We start from the raw sequence: 16,020 nt of genomic DNA, 5'->3' as shown, positions 1-16,020 counted from the left end.
CCAAGTAGAGTGTCCGGCAACCGGATCGAGAAGGGGTTGTTCATGCAGGTCAAGCAGTCCAGCAAGCTGGCGGGTGTGTCATACGAGATCCGCGGCCCGGTGGCAGAGGAGGCGGCCCGACTGGAGGCCGAGGGCCACCACGTGGTGAAGCTCAATACCGGCAACCCCCTGCCGTTCGGCTTCGAAGCGCCCCCGGAGCTCCTGCAGGACATTGTCCGCAATCTGCCGGCTTCCAGCGGCTACACCTCATCGAAGGGCCTGCTGTCGGCCCGGCGCGCGGTGGTGCAGTACTACGAGACCCTCGGCCTGAACGATATCGATATCGAGGATGTCTTCCTCGGCAACGGCGTCTCCGAATTGATCATGATGGCCATGACGGCACTGCTGGAGAACGGTGATGAGGTCCTGGTGCCCGCGCCGGACTTCCCACTGTGGACCGCCGCGACCGCGCTCAATGGCGGTCGGCCCGTGCACTACATCTGCGACGAGTCCGCCGACTGGTTCCCGGACGTGGCCGATATCGAATCCAAGATCACCGACCGCACCCGCGCCATCGTGCTCATCAACCCCAATAACCCCACCGGCGCGGTCTACTCGCCGGAGGTGGTGCGCGATGTCCTCGAGGTCGCGCGTCGGCACAATCTGGTGGTCTTCTCCGACGAGATCTACGACAAGATCATCTACGACGGCCTCACCCACACCGCCACCGCCACGCTGGCCCCGGATCTGCTGTGCCTCACCTTCTCCGGGCTCTCGAAGTCCTACCGGGCCGCCGGATTCCGCTCCGGGTGGCTGGTGGTCTCCGGACCGACCCAGCACGCACAGAACTATCTGGAGGGCCTGACCATGCTCGCCGGTCTGCGCCTGTGCGCCAATGTGCCCGCGCAGCAAGCGATTCAGGCCGCCCTCGGCGGACATCAAAGCATCTACGACCTAACCCTGCCCGGTGGCCGGCTGCACGAGCAGCGCGACCGCGCCTTCGAGGCGCTCAATGCCCTGCCCGGCATCTCGTGCGTGAAGCCCAAGGGCGCGCTGTACGCCTTCCCGCGCATCGACCTCGACATGTATCCCATCCGCGACGACGAGCAGCTCGTGCTGGATCTCCTGCTGCAGGAAAAGATCCATATCGTGCAGGGCACCGGCTTCAATTGGCCACGCCCCGACCACTTCCGCATCGTCACCCTGCCGCACGCCGACGATCTGGAGGCGATCATCGAACGTATCGGCCGCTTCCTGGCAACGTATCGCCAGTAGGCGCAATACTTTTCGCGAGCACCCGGCGCTGACGAACGTGCGTGACACTTCCGCCGGAAGTTCCCTCGGTTGCCGCGACCGTCAGCGGAGGGCGCCGAACCCGAGCGCGACACTCAACCGGCCCGCGGCGGCGGCCCACATCCGGCGCGATTTCGGCGACCCCGCAGCGGACTCCGCGCCGCCGGGCCGGTAAATCGCGTCGGCCAGGGCACGTTTCGCCTTTCTGGACGCTGAGACGACGGCGGTGTCGAATCCGGCGGACACCGGTCGCCGCGGTGTCGCGCTCAGGTCGTCCAGCACTGTCCAACCCGAACCGAGTGCCACCAGCGAATGGTGTTTCGTGCCGTAGAAGTCGGCGCTGATCGGTATCGCGACACCGGCCGCGCCGGTCATCGCCGCGACGAGATGCATATGAAACCGGGTGGTCAGCCAGGTCTGGGTGGCCGACACCGGCAAACCGTGCTCCCATACCTCGACGAACGGGTAGAACCGCGCTCCGGGAAGCTGGTGCGCGATCAGATCGAATACCGCCCGATCGACACCGGGAATGGCCTCGACCACGCCCACCTGCTCCGGCGATACGTTCCACGCTCGCAGCATCCGCGATACCACCGACACCAGGTCACCGATCTCGATATCGAGCAGATCGCTCTGCAAGCAGAGCATCACCTCGGGCACCCGCTCATCCTCGGATGTTCGGATCATCGGATCCGCCAGAAACGCATCATCGACCCCGACAGCCGACCCGAGCAGCTCCGCGGAGGCCAGGTCTCGGACATCGACGATCTCGAAATCCGCGGTCAGTGCGCGAAGCAGTTCCGCGGACCCGGGCGGCTCCGGGAACACACCGAGACCGGATGTCACACCGCGCGCGCCTGATCGCTGTACCGCTGCCGCGGCCCCTGCCAGCAGACCGATATGCCGTGGCCAGATCCGATTGATGTAGCCGCCGCCGAGCAGATGGACGACATCGGCCCGACCGAGTAGCGCGATCCCGCGGTCCCAGCGCGGAGCCATCCCCGGGTCGCCCACGGCCCGACCCACCCAGGACGCCACCTCCGCCGGGTCGTCGGAAGGCGCCTCCCAGCACAACCGCCACAGGGTATCGGTGAACCGCACCCGTGGATGGAGTTCACCGAGCAGCACCTGCGCCGGTCCCGGCGAATGTGTATCGACCCACACCGTCGCCTCCGGCGCGGTCTCGGCGAGATACCGCAACCAGCCGGCGGCAATGAGTTCATCCCCGTAGTTCGGGTGGCCCGCCGGACTGACCAGGTAGTAGAGCGGTGACGCAGGCATGGTGGGTCCGTTCGAACGAGGGGTTTCCGACCCATCGTAGGTGGTGGGTCCCTGCGGAACTCTTCCCAGGGGAGAGCGCCCGGCGGTATCTGCGCGTCCCCGCATTCACATCGCGGGGCGGCGCAGGTCGATGTCGCAGCGGACTCCGCTCGCCATGTCAGTATGGAGGTAATGAGATCACCTCAGCGTCCACTGATCGACAGCATCGATACCACCGGCACAGCCGCCGTACGTATCGATGAACTTCGTGTCCTGCATGGAGAGTTCGTCGACTTCATGCTGGACTACAAGTTCGCGATCGACGAGATCACGACGAAGTTCAATATCCTGCGTGAGGATCTCCACAACGCGAACGAGTACAACCCGATCGAGCACATCAACTCGCGGTTGAAGTCGCCGGAGAGCGTGCTGGAGAAGGTTCAGCGCAAGAAGTACCCGATGAGCCTGGCCAGCATTCGCGAGAACGTGCTCGATATCGCCGGCGTCCGGGTGGTCTGTAGTTTCATCTCCGATATCGCCAATGTCCGTGACATGATCGCCGGTCAGGAGGACATCACGGTCGTCGATGAGCGCGACTACATCACCAACCGCAAGCCCAACGGATACCAGAGCCTGCACCTCATCGTGTCCATCCCGGTATTCCGCGTCGACCGCACGGTCCGCGTCCCGGTCGAGATCCAGATCCGCACCATCGCCATGGACTTCTGGGCCAGCCTGGAACACAAGATCTACTACAAATACCGCGGCGAGGTCCCCCCGAACCTCCTGAGCGAACTGACCCAGGCCGCCGAGGCCGCGAACCAACTCGACGAGAAGATGGAATCCCTGCACCGCCTCGTCGACCACAACGGCGAGCGCGATAGCACCCCGGATCGCTCGGGGTCTCTGGACTTCACCGCCCTGTACGAGAGTCTCCTCACCGACCGCTGACACGCGTTGTCGGCTCACCGCAGGCGAAGACTCTCGGGATGAAACTCCGTAGCGGGTGGCAATCGCGGACTTCATCGGTGGCAGCGCCGGCGTACCACGTAGGGTCGGGCCGGAGCGCGGTGGCCGTCTTACGACGACTCCGTTTCTCCAGCCCGCCCTCCGAACCGGACGTGTCTGTTTCCAGACATCCGGCTCTCCACAAGTCCCGGCAGGTCAGGGGTATTTCCTCAGGCTGCGGTCGCCCAGGGGGTGGGGATTTTCGCTCCTCGGTAGCGGTAGCGTTTGGTGCTGACGCTGTTGAGGTCGATCAGCGTGATCCCGTCCTGGGTCCGCAGCCGTGACGGCCCGTAGAGGCGGCGGAGTTCCTTCCACGAGAGCCCAGAGTGCTTGCGCCGCATCCATTTCCCCACCCGCAACCACGCGTGGTTGGTGAGGTAGCTGAATGTCGCGTGAGACACCCCGTAGCGGAAGTATTCCGCCCATCCGCGCAACGTCGTATTGAGCAGACGCAGCACGATGGCCAGTGTCCGGTTGATGTGCTTGCTGGACCCCTTCTGGCGGTGGCGCTGGATGCGCCACCCGAGGAAATCCATTCCCTCGTCGATGTGGGTGATCAGTGTCTTTTCCTCCGATAGGCGCAGGCCCACGGTGGAAAGAACTTCCGCCAACTCGGGAAGAAGAGCTTGCGCATCGGCACGAGTGCCGATGACCAGAATCACGAAATCGTCTGCGTACCTAATGATTCGATAGTTCGCCAACCCGTGTTTCCGGCGTCGCTCCCGCTCCCGAGGCGTTTCGGCCTTACCCGTCATGTGTTCATCGAGCACACTCAAGGCGATATTGGCCAGCAGCGGAGACAGCACGCCCCCTTGCGGAGTCCCGGCATCAGAGAATCCCAATGCGCCACTCGCGGCGAGGATCCCCGCTTTGAGGAACGCTTTGACCAGCGCGAGCACCCGCTTATCCCCGATTCGCTTGCCCACCAACGTCATCAACGCTGGATGGGAAATCTCATCGAAGCACGCCTTGATATCGCCCTCGACCGCCCACTCATAGGAATGGCCGGCGAAGTGGCGAATCTCGGCGATCGCGTCATGTGCGCGCCGATTCGGGCGGAAACCGTAGGAACACGGCAAGAAGTCCGCCTCGAAGATCGGCTCCAACACCAGCTTCAGGGCCGCTTGCACGACCCTGTCCCGCACGGTCGGAATCCCGAGACGTCGCAACTTGCCGTTCGCCTTCGGAATCATCTGCTCCCGCGCGGGCAACGGAGTGAAACTACGAGACTTCACGTCCGCCCGCAGTTTCTGGAGGAAGACCTCCACCCCGATCTCGTCCTCGATATAGCGGACCGTCTGACGGTCCACTCCGGCCGATCGAGCACCCCGATTATTCCGCACACGTTCCCACGCCACAGCCAAGAACGTGGGATCGCAGACGAGGTTGTATAGATCATCGAACCGGCGATGAGGATCATCTCCCGCCCAACGGTGCAGCTTGGCCTGGATCTGCGGTACTCTGCGCTCAACCTGTGGCAGGTCGATCACCGAAGCGTCGGTATTCACCAGCGTCCTCCCGATATTCCAGCATCCTTACTACCGACTTGCTGGCCCCCTTCGCCATGTGGACGGCTTTCCCGCCCTCGAACTACTACGGGGCCTCCGCCCCACTCTCAGCCAACAGCTGGCAATGAGCCTGTCCGACAACCGAATCCGGCTGATTCCGTACCGGACAGCTGAGAGTGGTTCCCACGTTCACGACATGACCGTTCGATGTGGGAGGTGCTCAGCTATACCCCGGCAGCATCGCCGCGCCTACGCCGCAGACCTTCGGCGCGGCCTCCTCACCGACCCATAAGAACGGCTATGGAGTTGACCCAATCCCGTTCAACTACAACGGAACTCGGTCACGCACTGCACCCCTGCCCATATCCGCCAGATTTGAGCCGGTTCGACCTTTACGGGGCCTCGAACACTGATTCCTCGCGTACACCTTCACATCTCGCTTGCCGAACCCGCACCACCTGGCAGTATCGGTACGTCACGGCTTTGTCAGGGCTGCTCCCACCCTCCCCGGCATTCCCCGGACCAGGCTGCCCTCAGCTTCACCCAGACCGCTGCGACGGCCCAGGGGTAGAGGTCTCGAACCTCTACACGGTCACATCACGCCTCGTGGCGCACTTACCGGCGGTCGAACTCGCCGTCTGCGACACCTGCCGTGAATGCGTCCCATGCGCTCAACGTGAAGACCAGTGCCGGTCCGGCCGGGTGCTTCGAGTCACGCACTCCGACCATTCCGTCATTGGCCCACGCGACCTCCACACACGCTCCACTGCTTTCGCTGTAACTGCTCTTGAACCAGTTCGCCCCGGACAGCTCGGTCTTCACCGCTCGTAACTCCTTGTTGCCCGCCGGAGCAGGTCTCTTGTGGTGTCCTCATCGAGGGCAGTAGCCCGCAGGGCCCCAACCAATTCATGGTAGCGGCGCAAATCGGCGGGCTTCTCGAGGTAGACGTCGTTGCTCATTTGGATCTCGTGATAGACCACGGACGGTTCGATCGGCTCGCCTTTGGTATCGGTGCCGAAGTCGAGGATGACGAACGGGCCGTGCAAAAGTCCCCATGTGCAACCTGCGGAGTAGGGGTGGATACGCAGCGAGACGTTGGCCGGTTTGCTGATCTCCGCGAGGTGTCGCAGCTGCGCCGCCATGACTTGCCGATCACCGATAACGCGATGCAGGGCCGACTCGTGCAGAAGCACTTCGAGCTTCAATGGGCGGGTCTTGCGGGTGACGATTGCTTGGCGTTTCATCCGCAGTTCGACCCGTCGATGGATATCGTCGTCGCTGTCGTCTCGGTAGAACGCGCTGATGAGAGCTCGTGCGTAGTCCGCGGTTTGCAACAGCCCCGGGACGTGCTCGTGGTAGGTAATCAGTTGGCGCGCCGAGGCTTCCAAACCGACGTACATATTGAAGGTGTCGTTGAACAGGCCACCGAATGCGTGATACCAGCTCGTGACTTTGGCTTGCTCAGCCAATTCGACCGCCCGCTGGGTGTTCTCGGCGGTGATCTCGTAGATTTCACACAGAGCCTGCACATCGCGGATGCGGACCTTCTTCACTCGCCCGGCCTCGATGCGTTGCAGCCCGGGTTCGCTGAGTTCGACCATTTCGGCGGCGACCTTCTGCGTCAGTCCGAGCCCTTCACGGGCTTCACGCAGGAACCGGCCGAGTTGGCGGCGAGGCAGGGTGGAGGGCTGGTTGCCAGTGTCACTCATGGGATCTCCCTGAAAGTGAAGGTGACAGCACTTGATATCTGAAGCTATGTGTACCGCAGATCTGCGGTACATCCTGGTGTTTTGAAGCAATTCAATCTGAAGCTTCAATTTTGCCTCTACCTGCTGGTGGCCGGTGGTGTGCTGGGACCACAGCCACAACCCAGGGAGGTCAGCACAATGTCCAGCGACAACCCGTGGTCGGTGCAAGCGATCATCGACCGGATCGACCGCGAGAAACAGCAGGCCGACAATGTCGAGTGCCCGATAACCGCGACCGTCGCGGTCGGGTATTCGATACGCGGATTGTGGTCGTGCTACACCGATCCCGGCGAGTTGACCACCGCTCAGGCCCACACGGCGATGCAACTGCACCTCGGGTGCGGGACCAACAACTGCCGGGTGCGGTGGCGGGCACGTACCGCACTGGTCGCGGCCGGGCACATGGTGCTCGACGCACGTGCCACCCGAACACCGCAGGCAACGCGGAAATCTCTACTCACCCTGCTGCGTATTGCGCTTTCCAGTTGCGCCGCACTGTTTCACGGAGGCCATCATGCCCTCCGATGATCGTGACCAGATCGAACTCCAACGTCATCGACACCGTGGAAGCCCAGCTGCGGGAGCGCGAGCACCACGGCTGGCGGCTCACCGCGCCCCGCTCACACGTCTACGCCATGGTGCTGTACGCGGTCATCCTCAGCGCCCGTGCGGCGCACAGGTTCCCGGCCACCCTCGACACCGCCGACATCCTCGACGCGATCTTCGACGGCATCGAGCCCTCCGACTCCGATGCCGCCGCCCGACCGGTCGAGGACGCCATCGCACATCACACAGTGAACGTGAACTGACCAGCTCCGGCCCGGTCGGCGCCGCCTCGAACAGCTCAGTCAGAGCAGGAAGATTCGCCCACCCACGCCCCATCCGGCGCTGGACCAGTTCGGGCCGAAGCAACTCACCGTGCCCGCTTGTCCAACTGGCAAGTCTTCGCGGATCGTGTACGGGCCCACCGCCAGCGGAGCGAGGTTGTATCCGAGGCAATCGATCTCGAGTCGATAGGTGCCCTCGCCGCCCTTGCACACACCGTTGTATGCGAACCCAGCGTTCATCGACCCTTCACAGCCGGGTGCGGCAGCGGCTGTACCGGCACCGATCCCCGTCAGCGCGACAGCCGCAATGGGAGCGGCCAGACATATCGCAAGTGCTCGAGCCGAGGTTCGCATATAGAGATCCGATCGCTGGTTGTCGTTGATAAATGGGATGTAACCGAAATTGTGCCGAGGCACGTTACGAGTGAGCAGTGTGTTCCCGGCACTACGAACCGAGCCGTATCCATTCGTCCGCAAGCTGATCCCGTGTGCACTGCAGGAACGGGATGTACCCGCCACCGTCGATGGGTGTCCGCTGTTCTCCGCAGTGCCAATCGATCTCGCGAATGGTCACGGTCAATGTCGACCATCCGCGAGTGTGTCCGGTTTTCTCCTTGTCGTGCGCTGCGAGATAGGTGTTGATGACCGGCTCCGCAATGACACAGATATTGCCGGGACGACCGCTCGACGCATGGATCGCAAGCCCGTTGGCAGCTTCGCCACAGTATTGGGCCTCGGCGGCCGGGGCGGCCTGAGTCGTCTCCGGTGACGGTTCGGAATCCGTGCCCGAATCCCCGGTCTCCGGTGCGCTGGTCGGTGATGGAAGCTCGGACTCCGTGGTAGCGGTGGATATCGATGTGGTGGCGCTCGCTGAGACCGACGATGTGGTGGTCGAAGTCACGTCTCCGGTGACAACGCTGTCATTACAGGCTGCCAGCGTAAGCGCGGCGATGACCGAAAGGGCCGCACCCGTTGCCTTTCCGATGGACATGTTCACCCTGAATCGTTCGTCGGGATAACGGCTTGATCTACGCTACGACCCGGAATCCAAACACGATGGTGCCGAACACGTCAGCAACCGGACCGTTCACGCCATCGCGAATAGACACCGTCCCTGCCCTCGCGCATAGACTTCGAGCCGTGCATGAGGACACCGTTTCCACTCATATGGCGCGGTTCCTCGTCACCTCAGCCTTGCGCGCGGGCGCGAAGCCGGCCGACCTCGCCGATCTGCCCGACCTGGGTAGCGACATACTCGCCGATGAAACCTGTCGCGTATCGACCGGTTCGCTGCTGATCGTCTGGGAAATGCTCACGGCCGGCGCTGCACACGAGGATGTCGGCATCCGGATCGTCCAGGATGCGCCGATGGGTACGTTCGGCGTGTGGGATTACCTGTTCGGGGCGGGTGAAACGATTTTCGCCGGCCTGCGCGATAGCGTCGGGTACCTCGATGTAATAGCTGACGTCGGTAACGAACATGTCGAACTGCGGGAAGACGGTGGCCTGGTCACGGTCTCGCACTCGACCGGGGCGTTCGAACCGAATGTCGTCGCCGCACTGGGTGAGTTCGCGCTGGGGATATTCACCATGCGTGCGCGGGAAGTGGCCCAGCGGCCGGTATCGCCGGTGCGCGTCGGGTTCAGCCATACCGCACCCCGACACCACGGGCAGCTCAGCGAGTACTTCGGGACAACCCACATCGATTTCGAGATGCCGACGAACTCGATCACCTTCCTCACCGAGGACGTCACACGTCCGATCCAATGGGGCCCACCGGGTCTGGCCGTGGTGCTGCGTCAACATGCCGAGCTGACGAGAGCGACCGCCCGGCACGTCCCCGATTGGCATACCCGCTTCCGCACCACACTCGCGGCCTCGCTCAGCCGGAGCGCTCCCTCGCTGAACGAGATGGCGGCGCGACTCAACATGGGTCCACGCACCCTGCAGCGCCGCCTCGATGAGAGCGGCACCAGCTGGCGTCGCGAAATCGATTCTGTCCGTTACGAACATGCTCAACGGCTGATACGCGGCACCGAGCTGACCATGCACTCGATCGCGCAGCGCGTCGGCTATCGCGACGACCGCGCTCTGCGCCGCGCTATGCGGCGGTGGCAGGCGTCCTATCCCCCGTCGTGCGCGTGACGAGTCGCGACCAGCGCCAGACCGTGCCCCAGTCGGCGGAAGTAGGTGGCCCGGCTCAGATGCAACCGGGACGCAACCTGTCGATGAGTGGCGGACGGGCGCAGGTAGTAGGCAGCGAGAATGGTCCCGGTCTCGGCAGTGACGGGATCAGCGCTGTCGGCGAGTTCGGCCACCGCCGCACGGAGCCAGCGCCGTAGCGCGGGCACACTCGGAGTTACCGGCGATTCCAGCAACGAACTTTCGGCCAGTGCGGCCGCGTCATGAATTCTGCTCAGCGCGAATGCGATTCGATCGGTGTGCGGTTCGGCCGGACGACCCGTCACTCGGGCGAGCCATCGTTGCCCCGCGGCTGCGGCGAAGTCATTGCTGTAGACCTCGGGCGCGCGACCGGAACGGTAGACATCGTCGCGCAACGCACCGTGCGGGTCGAAGCGCAGTCCGCGCAGCAGGGCCAGATACTCCGGATTCGCAGTGGAGACCACCAGTTCACCGACACTGGCCGCCGCACGCAGCGTGTGGCGCAGGATATGCGGATGTACGGCCGGATCGATACTGAAGGCGGCACCGAGGAACAAGCCGCCCATTCGCTTTCCGATGATCTCGTCGGCGTACTGCTGCAGCAGTGGATCGATGCTGTCGGCGGTGCGATCGGTGATCGGCATCAGATTCGCCAATCCCACCAACCGGCCCTCGTCATTGCGAACCAGGTGATAGCTGGTGATGTCGGCATCGGCCCAGCCTTCGACCATGCGCGCGACCGAACTCTGGCGAAAGTCATTGTGGTGCGCCCATTCTCGCATCAGCCGCGCGATATCGTCGGCGTCGGCGTCGGTGGCCTGGAGAATCGGCAGGACCGACGATACCGAGGGGAACAGAGCCGACCGAATGGGCGGCGTCGCGGCCAGGAAGATCGCCTGCTCGACGAGCGCCGCGCGTTCCCCGGCGTCCACGGGGCCGCGCAGCCGGTCCAGCGTGTGGGCCTCGGCGCGGACGCGAACATTGCGGTGGCTCTCCGGCCGACGCCATCGGAAGGCCAGTTCGACAATGCCGCGATAGGGCTCGCGCAGCACCAGACCCACCTGCCCTCGACCAACCACGCTGAGTCGTGACACCCGAGTGAACAGGTCCGGACCGCCTGCCAGCACCGTCTCGTCGGCGGTTCCGGCGGTTGCCAGCAGTCGGAGCGCGTATTGCCAACGCCGACCGGGTGATTCACGTTCGAGGAGCTCGAAGAGTTCGACGGCGATGTGGTCGGCCACCGCACCCGGGGCATCGGCCGACGCCCCGCCGTGCAGTGCGCGGACTGCCGCGAGAGCCAAGAGGGGAATACCAACCGCGAGCCGGGCAATGAGCTCGCGTTCGGCACGATCGACGATGCCCGACTCAGCAACAAGATCGTGAATTTCATTGTTCGACAATGGCTTTACGTGGACCACAACCATGTTCCGACCGGTCCATCCGCGCTCGGCGAACAGGGGCTGTCGACTCACCACCACCAGCGGTCCCCGATGGCTGTCAGCGGTCGCGACCGCCGCCGCCAGCCGCGCGGGGCCGTCCACCCCGTCGATGACGAGACATCGGCGGCCCGCATCCACGTCGCCGACCTCGCCCGCGTCCAGCCGGATCACGTCGGCCAGCTGTTCGACCAGATGGGTCTTTCCGACCCCGAGTGGGCCGCACACATTGACCAGGCGGTGGGTCGCCATCGCCGCCTCGAGTTCCGCGAGCTGGGGTGGGCGGGGACCAGATCTTCCCATCAGCGCGCCCTCTCCGTCTCATCCTGCGGGCACTGTACCCGGGCCGAAGTGAGACCACGATGAGACTCCCCACGCCTGCGTCGCCGATAGCGTCGCCGTCGCAACGAAAACTGGGAGGTTTCAAACATGGTCTGGGGCAATATCCTTTCCACTCGACCGGGCAGGGCGAGCGCGGGAGTCCTGACCGCCGTCGTGCTGTCGGCGGCCGTCACCGGATGTGCGGGCAATGACGACGCCGCTACCGAGACGACCACCTCGACCGGTGTCGCGGTGGCCGCCCCGATTACGACGACTTCGACGGTCGCGCCCAGCGGTGTCGGTTTCGATCCGGAGTCGGTGCCACTGTCCGAGGTGGCATTGGGCACGTTCCCATATTTCGCGATCCCCGCCGGATTCGAGAACCCCAACAAGGAGGAGCCCATAGCCGACCGGGACCGGGTGCCGATGTGGACCGGGGACCGCATCGAATGGGTGATCGGTAAGGTTTACCAGTCCATCATCCATGCGGAGGAGGACCGCGCATTCTCGAAATTCGCCCTGCTGGAGGCGATCGAGAAGGCCGTCACCGATGTCGGCGGCGTGCAGGTCACCGAATCCAAGTTCCCGTCCGCCGTCGCCGACACCATCGACCGGGATATCCGGGTGGCCTACAGCTCCGGATTGGGCAATATCTACGGCGGTACCGTCACCACCTACCTCGTACGGCAATCGGATCGCCGCATCTGGGTGCATCTGTCCGCCGACTCGGCCGGAGGCAGCTGGATGATCGCCGAGGAAGAGGTCGAGGCGGACGAGAACTGAAATACCATCTTGCGGTATCGATTACGGTGACCGCACTACCGCTCGACTCCGAGAATCGGGCCCGCGATGGTGAACATGGCGATCGTGATCAGCACCATGCCGATCACATTGAGTACGATTCCGGCCCTGATCATTTGACCGATTCGGACGTGGCCGGAGCCGAACACCACCGCATTCGGTGGGGTGGCCACCGGGAGCATGAACGCCGATGTGGCGGCCAGTGCGACCGGAACGGCCAGCAGGGCCGGATCCAATCCCATTCCACCGGCCACACCGATAATGATGGGCAGGAAGGTGGCGGTGGTCGCGGTATTGCTGGTCAGCTCGGTGAGCAGCAGTACCAGCGCGGCCACCACGACCACCAGCACCACTATCGGCACGGTGCCGATCGCCGCCACCTGATCGCCGATCCACGCGCCGAGGCCGGTCACCCGGATCTGGTTGGCCAGCGACAGGCCGCCGCCGAACAGCAGCAGGATGCCCCACGGGATCTGTTTGGCCGTCTCCCAATCCAGCAGCCGTTCGCCGTTTCGGCCGACCGGAATAATGAACAGCGCGATGGCCATGGTCATGGCGATGACCTCGTCACCGACCCGGGTCAGTAGCGGTATCGCGTCCCGCAATGCGTCGACGCCATCGGATCCGAACAGGGTGGGGATGAGAATCCATGCGAGCGCGGTCGTTACGAATACCACGAGCACCGTGGTCTCGCCCCGCGACATCGTACCCAGTTCCCGGGTCTGCGCGGCGATAGCCTCACGGCCACCAGGGATTTCGGAAATTCGCGGCGGAAATACCAAGCGGGTCAACACCAGCCATGCCAGTACCAGGAAGACCGCGGCAATGGGAACCCCGAACAGCATCCAGGTGCCGAAGGAGATATTTATCCCCTCCTTGGCGAGATTCGACACCAGCAGCCCATTGGGCGGGGTTCCGATAATGGTGCCGAGCGAACCGATGGACGCCGCGTAGGCGATACCGAGCATGAGCGCCGTCGCGAAATTCGGATCGACCGCACTGTCATCATCTTCGAGGAGCCGCTTCGTCAGAAGGATTACCGACACGCCGATCGGCAGCATCATGACCGTGGTCGCGGTATTGCTCACCCACATCGACAGGAACGCCGTGGCGAGCATGAATCCGGCGACCAAGCGCACCGGTTGGGTGCCCACCACCCCGATCGTCCGGAGGGCGATCCGCCGGTGCAGCCCCCAGCGCTGCATGGTCGCGGCCAAGAGGAAGCCACCGAGGAATAGGAAAATGATCTTGTCGGCATAGGGGGCGGCCGCGCCGAGCAGATCGCCGGTGGTGACGCCCTCCTCGTCCGGGTCCAGCGTCCGGGTTCCGATGGGCGCGACACTCAGCACGGGAAACGCGACCAGCGGCACCAACGCCGTCGCCGCCAGCGGAATCGCCTCGGTCATCCACCAGGTCGCCATCAGAATGGCCACCGCGGCGGTCGACCGGGCGGGGACCGACAGCGAGTCGGGCAGCACCCAGTACACGAGCACCGCGAACACCACGCCGAGCCCGAGCCCGAGCCACCTCCGCAGCGACGTCCGGCTGGAATCACCGACGGTCACCGGGGAAGCATCCGTTTGTGACATAAGACACCTTTCAACGCCGTACCGGCGTGACAGTACCGGTCAGTGCGGTTACTCGGGTGCGAAACAGCGCGTCAACCCGGCCATCTGTCCAGACCTGCGGTTCATGCCCTGACCCCGATGGTGATGTCGGCCCGGTACCCGGTGCTCGGATGTCCGGCCACTGACAGCAGTGCGTGATCGTCGCCTCGCCGGAAGAGGAAGTCCTGGTCGTTGCGGGTGCGTGGGTCGGCGCGGTCCGCGTACGGCGCGACGGCGGCGACCGCCGCGGTGACTTCGTCATCGAAATACACCTGGCCGGTGTGCACCTCTTGGCCTCCGACGTGCACCTTGACATGTATGTGGATGGTGCGGTTGTCGTACCAGCCGGGGACGATGGTCGAGAAACTCACGATCCCGGCATTGTCGGTGTGCTGGATCCCGCGCAAGAACCGGCTTTCTTCCTCGACGCCGGAGTAGGCCCCGCGGGCGTCGGCATGCCAAATGTCCACAGCGGCGGCACGGAGCGGGTCGCACGAGTCAGCATCGACGACGGTGACGCGTAGTGACAGCGGCGCTCCGGGCCTACCCTCCCGGATATCACCGCGTATCAGGTCGGTGTCCACGTAGTACGGCCCCTCGGTGCCCTCCGGGGTGAGGACGCAGCCAGGTGCGGACTCGCCACCTCGCCGCGAGGTTGCGACCGGGCGGCCCGAGTCGACGGCCCCGCACCCCGCTGTCGCCAACCCCAATCCGAGTGCGGTCAGTACCGTACGTCGGTTCGGTGCGCCCGCGCTCATGCCGGCTCGCCCGCTCGAACACGACCGCCCCCTGTCCATTGAGCCGCGACCGGACCGTCGACGCCGAAACGGCCGGCGCCCTGAACGACGAGCACGGCACACGCGGCGGCGAGGATGAGAACCAGTTCGAAACCGCCGTCCTCGACGAAGATGCCGTTCGGCGCGTGGATGAATGCGAAAGCGCCGACCATGAGCCCGGCCAGTGCTGCCGCGGCAAGGCGGGTGAGGGCGCCGAAGACCAGCAGCGGGCCGCCGATGAGCTCGACATACACGGTGAACGGCCCGGCGAGCCCCGGTAGCGGAATACCCGATTCGCGCTGGAGTTCGACGACGCCCGCCACCCCGAGGTTCTGGATCGAATCCCACCCGTGGGCGAAGAAGATCACCCCGAGACCCAGGCGTAGCAGCAGCAATGAACCGTCGATGAGCGATAGCGGAGCGCGGCCGCTCAGCAGCCCCACCAGACTGGGGCGTTCGGCGCGGATGAGTCGTGATGGCCGGTTTTCGTGGTTCATGCGCACTCCTACTCAGTGGAATGTCGCAATAGTAGCGGAATGCAACAGTTTCGTCGCGGCTATAGTCGCCTGATGGCAGAACACCGGCAGCGCCCGCCGTCCTTGCTCGCGCAGCCGTCGTACCTGGCCTCCCAGGTGTCGAAGTTCGGACGCAAGCGACTGGAGGCCGCACTGGCGGATCGAGGGCTCCGGCTGGGACACCAGGCCGCACTCAGCGCCCTGGACGATTTCGGCGCCCTGTCGCAGCAACAACTGGCCGATTCACTCGACCTCGACAAGAGCCACCTGGTCGGCCACATCGACGAGCTGCAACGCCGCGGTCTGGTGACCAGGGTTCAGGACCCCGCCGATCGGCGCAGGAACAAGATCGCGCTCACTCCCGAAGGCAAGACGCTCGCAGGCGAGCTGCGTCCTGTCGCGGCCGAATCCCAGCGAGGGTTTCTGGATGTGCTCTCGACGGCGGAACAGGAGACGCTGACCGCACTGCTGCGTCGGGTGCTCGCGGCCAACGACGCCGAACGGTGGAGCAAAGCCTGACCGCGTCGCCGGTCGCCGGGTCGTCGTGGGTAGAGGACCGCACAGGCGAATCGGACACCGCGGCGCGCGGGAATCACCGCGGCACTGCGAAACCGGCCTCGACGCGACGTCGAAACCCGCCGCGCATGCTGATCAAGAACAGCACCACGAGCAGCACACCGAGCCCGAGCCACCGCCGCAGCGACGTCCGGCCGGAACCACCAACGGCCACCGAGGAAGAACCAGGATGTGACATAGGCCACCTTTCAACGCCGTACCG

Annotated in this window: 18 protein-coding genes; 7 read left to right on the top strand and 11 right to left on the bottom strand. The window is 64.4% G+C overall.

What is annotated here, in order from left to right; all coding sequences use genetic code 11:
- Positions 1-42: 42 nt before the first annotated feature.
- Positions 43-1,254, top strand: a complete 1,212-nt coding sequence (locus NU1_RS20430) for a pyridoxal phosphate-dependent aminotransferase (RefSeq protein ID WP_067523550.1) — start codon at positions 43-45, stop codon at positions 1,252-1,254.
- Positions 1,255-1,335: 81 nt separating this feature from the next.
- Here NU1_RS20430 and NU1_RS20425 read toward each other — a convergent pair whose 3' ends face one another.
- A complete protein-coding gene (locus tag NU1_RS20425; RefSeq protein ID WP_067523400.1) occupies positions 1,336-2,553 on the bottom strand; it encodes a polysaccharide pyruvyl transferase family protein in 1,218 nt (405 codons plus the stop codon).
- 171 nt (positions 2,554-2,724) lie between these two features.
- Between NU1_RS20425 and NU1_RS20420 the strand changes: the two genes are divergently transcribed.
- Positions 2,725-3,483, top strand: a complete 759-nt coding sequence (locus tag NU1_RS20420) for a GTP pyrophosphokinase (RefSeq protein ID WP_084521669.1) — start codon at positions 2,725-2,727, stop codon at positions 3,481-3,483.
- A gap of 227 nt (positions 3,484-3,710) precedes the next feature.
- On the opposite strand, the gene ltrA is transcribed toward NU1_RS20420, so the two are convergent.
- The 3 genes from ltrA to NU1_RS20405 all read right to left on the bottom strand — a co-directional run bounded on the left by ltrA (position 3,711) and on the right by NU1_RS20405 (position 6,757).
- Complete coding sequence (gene ltrA / locus NU1_RS20415; RefSeq protein ID WP_067523399.1) at positions 3,711-5,048, bottom strand: group II intron reverse transcriptase/maturase; 1,338 nt, start codon at positions 5,046-5,048, stop codon at positions 3,711-3,713.
- Positions 5,049-5,663: 615 nt separating this feature from the next.
- Positions 5,664-5,870, bottom strand: a complete 207-nt coding sequence (locus NU1_RS20410; protein ID WP_067523398.1) for a DUF397 domain-containing protein — start codon at positions 5,868-5,870, stop codon at positions 5,664-5,666.
- Entirely contained in the window at positions 5,867-6,757 is an 891-nt protein-coding gene (locus NU1_RS20405; protein ID WP_067523397.1) for a helix-turn-helix domain-containing protein, read from the bottom strand. Before NU1_RS20405 ends, NU1_RS20410 begins: the two co-directional genes overlap by 4 nt.
- Positions 6,758-6,934: 177 nt before the next feature.
- Here NU1_RS20405 and NU1_RS20400 point away from each other — a divergent pair, with 177 nt between their 5' ends.
- Both NU1_RS20400 and NU1_RS20395 read left to right on the top strand, forming a co-directional pair.
- The gene (locus tag NU1_RS20400; RefSeq protein WP_157552642.1) at positions 6,935-7,324 is read left to right on the top strand and encodes a hypothetical protein; all 390 of its coding nucleotides are present in this window, start codon (positions 6,935-6,937) and stop codon (positions 7,322-7,324) included.
- Positions 7,321-7,605 carry a hypothetical protein gene (locus NU1_RS20395; RefSeq protein ID WP_157552639.1) on the top strand — a complete coding sequence of 95 codons (285 nt, stop codon included), beginning with the start codon at positions 7,321-7,323 and terminating at the stop codon, positions 7,603-7,605. Before NU1_RS20400 ends, NU1_RS20395 begins: the two co-directional genes overlap by 4 nt.
- Before the next feature lie 39 nt (positions 7,606-7,644).
- Here NU1_RS20395 and NU1_RS41590 read toward each other — a convergent pair whose 3' ends face one another.
- Positions 7,645-7,863, bottom strand: a complete 219-nt coding sequence (locus NU1_RS41590) for a hypothetical protein (RefSeq protein WP_157552636.1) — start codon at positions 7,861-7,863, stop codon at positions 7,645-7,647.
- 205 nt (positions 7,864-8,068) lie between these two features.
- Positions 8,069-8,614 carry a hypothetical protein gene (locus NU1_RS20385; protein WP_067523393.1) on the bottom strand — a complete coding sequence of 182 codons (546 nt, stop codon included), beginning with the start codon at positions 8,612-8,614 and terminating at the stop codon, positions 8,069-8,071.
- A gap of 149 nt (positions 8,615-8,763) precedes the next feature.
- Between NU1_RS20385 and NU1_RS20380 the strand changes: the two genes are divergently transcribed.
- Positions 8,764-9,768, top strand: a complete 1,005-nt coding sequence (locus NU1_RS20380) for an AraC family transcriptional regulator ligand-binding domain-containing protein (RefSeq protein WP_169815111.1) — start codon at positions 8,764-8,766, stop codon at positions 9,766-9,768.
- On the opposite strand, the gene NU1_RS20375 is transcribed toward NU1_RS20380, so the two are convergent.
- Complete coding sequence (locus tag NU1_RS20375) at positions 9,747-11,525, bottom strand: hypothetical protein (RefSeq protein WP_157552633.1); 1,779 nt, start codon at positions 11,523-11,525, stop codon at positions 9,747-9,749. The genes NU1_RS20380 and NU1_RS20375 overlap by 22 nt on opposite strands.
- A 126-nt stretch (positions 11,526-11,651) precedes the next feature.
- Between NU1_RS20375 and NU1_RS20370 the strand changes: the two genes are divergently transcribed.
- On the top strand, positions 11,652-12,326 hold the full coding sequence (locus tag NU1_RS20370; RefSeq protein ID WP_067523391.1) for a hypothetical protein: 675 nt from the start codon (positions 11,652-11,654) through the stop codon (positions 12,324-12,326).
- 35 nt (positions 12,327-12,361) lie between these two features.
- Here the strand turns inward: NU1_RS20370 and NU1_RS20365 are convergent, their stop codons facing one another.
- From NU1_RS20365 to NU1_RS20355, 3 genes are all read right to left on the bottom strand, one after another.
- Positions 12,362-13,933, bottom strand: coding sequence for an SLC13 family permease (locus NU1_RS20365; RefSeq protein ID WP_067523390.1), 1,572 nt, complete (start codon positions 13,931-13,933; stop codon positions 12,362-12,364).
- Between the two features lie 101 nt (positions 13,934-14,034).
- Positions 14,035-14,709 carry an intradiol ring-cleavage dioxygenase gene (locus NU1_RS20360; protein WP_067523389.1) on the bottom strand — a complete coding sequence of 225 codons (675 nt, stop codon included), beginning with the start codon at positions 14,707-14,709 and terminating at the stop codon, positions 14,035-14,037.
- The gene (locus tag NU1_RS20355; protein ID WP_084521641.1) at positions 14,706-15,224 is read right to left on the bottom strand and encodes a DoxX family protein; all 519 of its coding nucleotides are present in this window, start codon (positions 15,222-15,224) and stop codon (positions 14,706-14,708) included. Before NU1_RS20355 ends, NU1_RS20360 begins: the two co-directional genes overlap by 4 nt.
- 72 nt (positions 15,225-15,296) lie before the next feature.
- Here NU1_RS20355 and NU1_RS20350 point away from each other — a divergent pair, with 72 nt between their 5' ends.
- Positions 15,297-15,761: a MarR family winged helix-turn-helix transcriptional regulator gene (locus NU1_RS20350; RefSeq protein ID WP_067523388.1), complete on the top strand. Its 465-nt coding sequence runs from the start codon at positions 15,297-15,299 to the stop codon at positions 15,759-15,761.
- A 73-nt stretch (positions 15,762-15,834) separates the two neighbouring features.
- Here NU1_RS20350 and NU1_RS41585 read toward each other — a convergent pair whose 3' ends face one another.
- The gene (locus tag NU1_RS41585; protein ID WP_157552630.1) at positions 15,835-15,996 is read right to left on the bottom strand and encodes a hypothetical protein; all 162 of its coding nucleotides are present in this window, start codon (positions 15,994-15,996) and stop codon (positions 15,835-15,837) included.
- Between the last annotated feature and the right edge of the window lie 24 nt (positions 15,997-16,020).

Source organism: Nocardia uniformis NBRC 13702, assembly GCF_001613345.1.
Taxonomy (GTDB): domain Bacteria; phylum Actinomycetota; class Actinomycetes; order Mycobacteriales; family Mycobacteriaceae; genus Nocardia; species Nocardia uniformis.
This window is presented reverse-complemented; position numbering and strand designations above follow the sequence as displayed.

What these genes read in the sequence shown, in the direction of transcription:
- NU1_RS20355 (WP_084521641.1), bottom strand. Translation starts at nt 15,224, where the DNA reads ATGAACCACGAAAACCGGCCATCACGACTCATCCGCGCCGAACGCCCC.
- NU1_RS20385 (WP_067523393.1), bottom strand. Translation starts at nt 8,614, where the DNA reads ATGTCCATCGGAAAGGCAACGGGTGCGGCCCTTTCGGTCATCGCCGCG.
- NU1_RS41585 (WP_157552630.1), bottom strand. Translation starts at nt 15,996, where the DNA reads ATGTCACATCCTGGTTCTTCCTCGGTGGCCGTTGGTGGTTCCGGCCGG.
- NU1_RS20370 (WP_067523391.1), top strand. Translation starts at nt 11,652, where the DNA reads ATGGTCTGGGGCAATATCCTTTCCACTCGACCGGGCAGGGCGAGCGCG.
- NU1_RS20425 (WP_067523400.1), bottom strand. Translation starts at nt 2,553, where the DNA reads ATGCCTGCGTCACCGCTCTACTACCTGGTCAGTCCGGCGGGCCACCCG.
- NU1_RS20400 (WP_157552642.1), top strand. Translation starts at nt 6,935, where the DNA reads ATGTCCAGCGACAACCCGTGGTCGGTGCAAGCGATCATCGACCGGATC.
- NU1_RS20405 (WP_067523397.1), bottom strand. Translation starts at nt 6,757, where the DNA reads ATGAGTGACACTGGCAACCAGCCCTCCACCCTGCCTCGCCGCCAACTC.
- NU1_RS20350 (WP_067523388.1), top strand. Translation starts at nt 15,297, where the DNA reads ATGGCAGAACACCGGCAGCGCCCGCCGTCCTTGCTCGCGCAGCCGTCG.
- NU1_RS41590 (WP_157552636.1), bottom strand. Translation starts at nt 7,863, where the DNA reads ATGAACGCTGGGTTCGCATACAACGGTGTGTGCAAGGGCGGCGAGGGC.
- NU1_RS20430 (WP_067523550.1), top strand. Translation starts at nt 43, where the DNA reads ATGCAGGTCAAGCAGTCCAGCAAGCTGGCGGGTGTGTCATACGAGATC.
- NU1_RS20365 (WP_067523390.1), bottom strand. Translation starts at nt 13,933, where the DNA reads ATGTCACAAACGGATGCTTCCCCGGTGACCGTCGGTGATTCCAGCCGG.
- NU1_RS20420 (WP_084521669.1), top strand. Translation starts at nt 2,725, where the DNA reads ATGAGATCACCTCAGCGTCCACTGATCGACAGCATCGATACCACCGGC.
- NU1_RS20360 (WP_067523389.1), bottom strand. Translation starts at nt 14,709, where the DNA reads ATGAGCGCGGGCGCACCGAACCGACGTACGGTACTGACCGCACTCGGA.
- NU1_RS20375 (WP_157552633.1), bottom strand. Translation starts at nt 11,525, where the DNA reads ATGGGAAGATCTGGTCCCCGCCCACCCCAGCTCGCGGAACTCGAGGCG.
- NU1_RS20395 (WP_157552639.1), top strand. Translation starts at nt 7,321, where the DNA reads ATGATCGTGACCAGATCGAACTCCAACGTCATCGACACCGTGGAAGCC.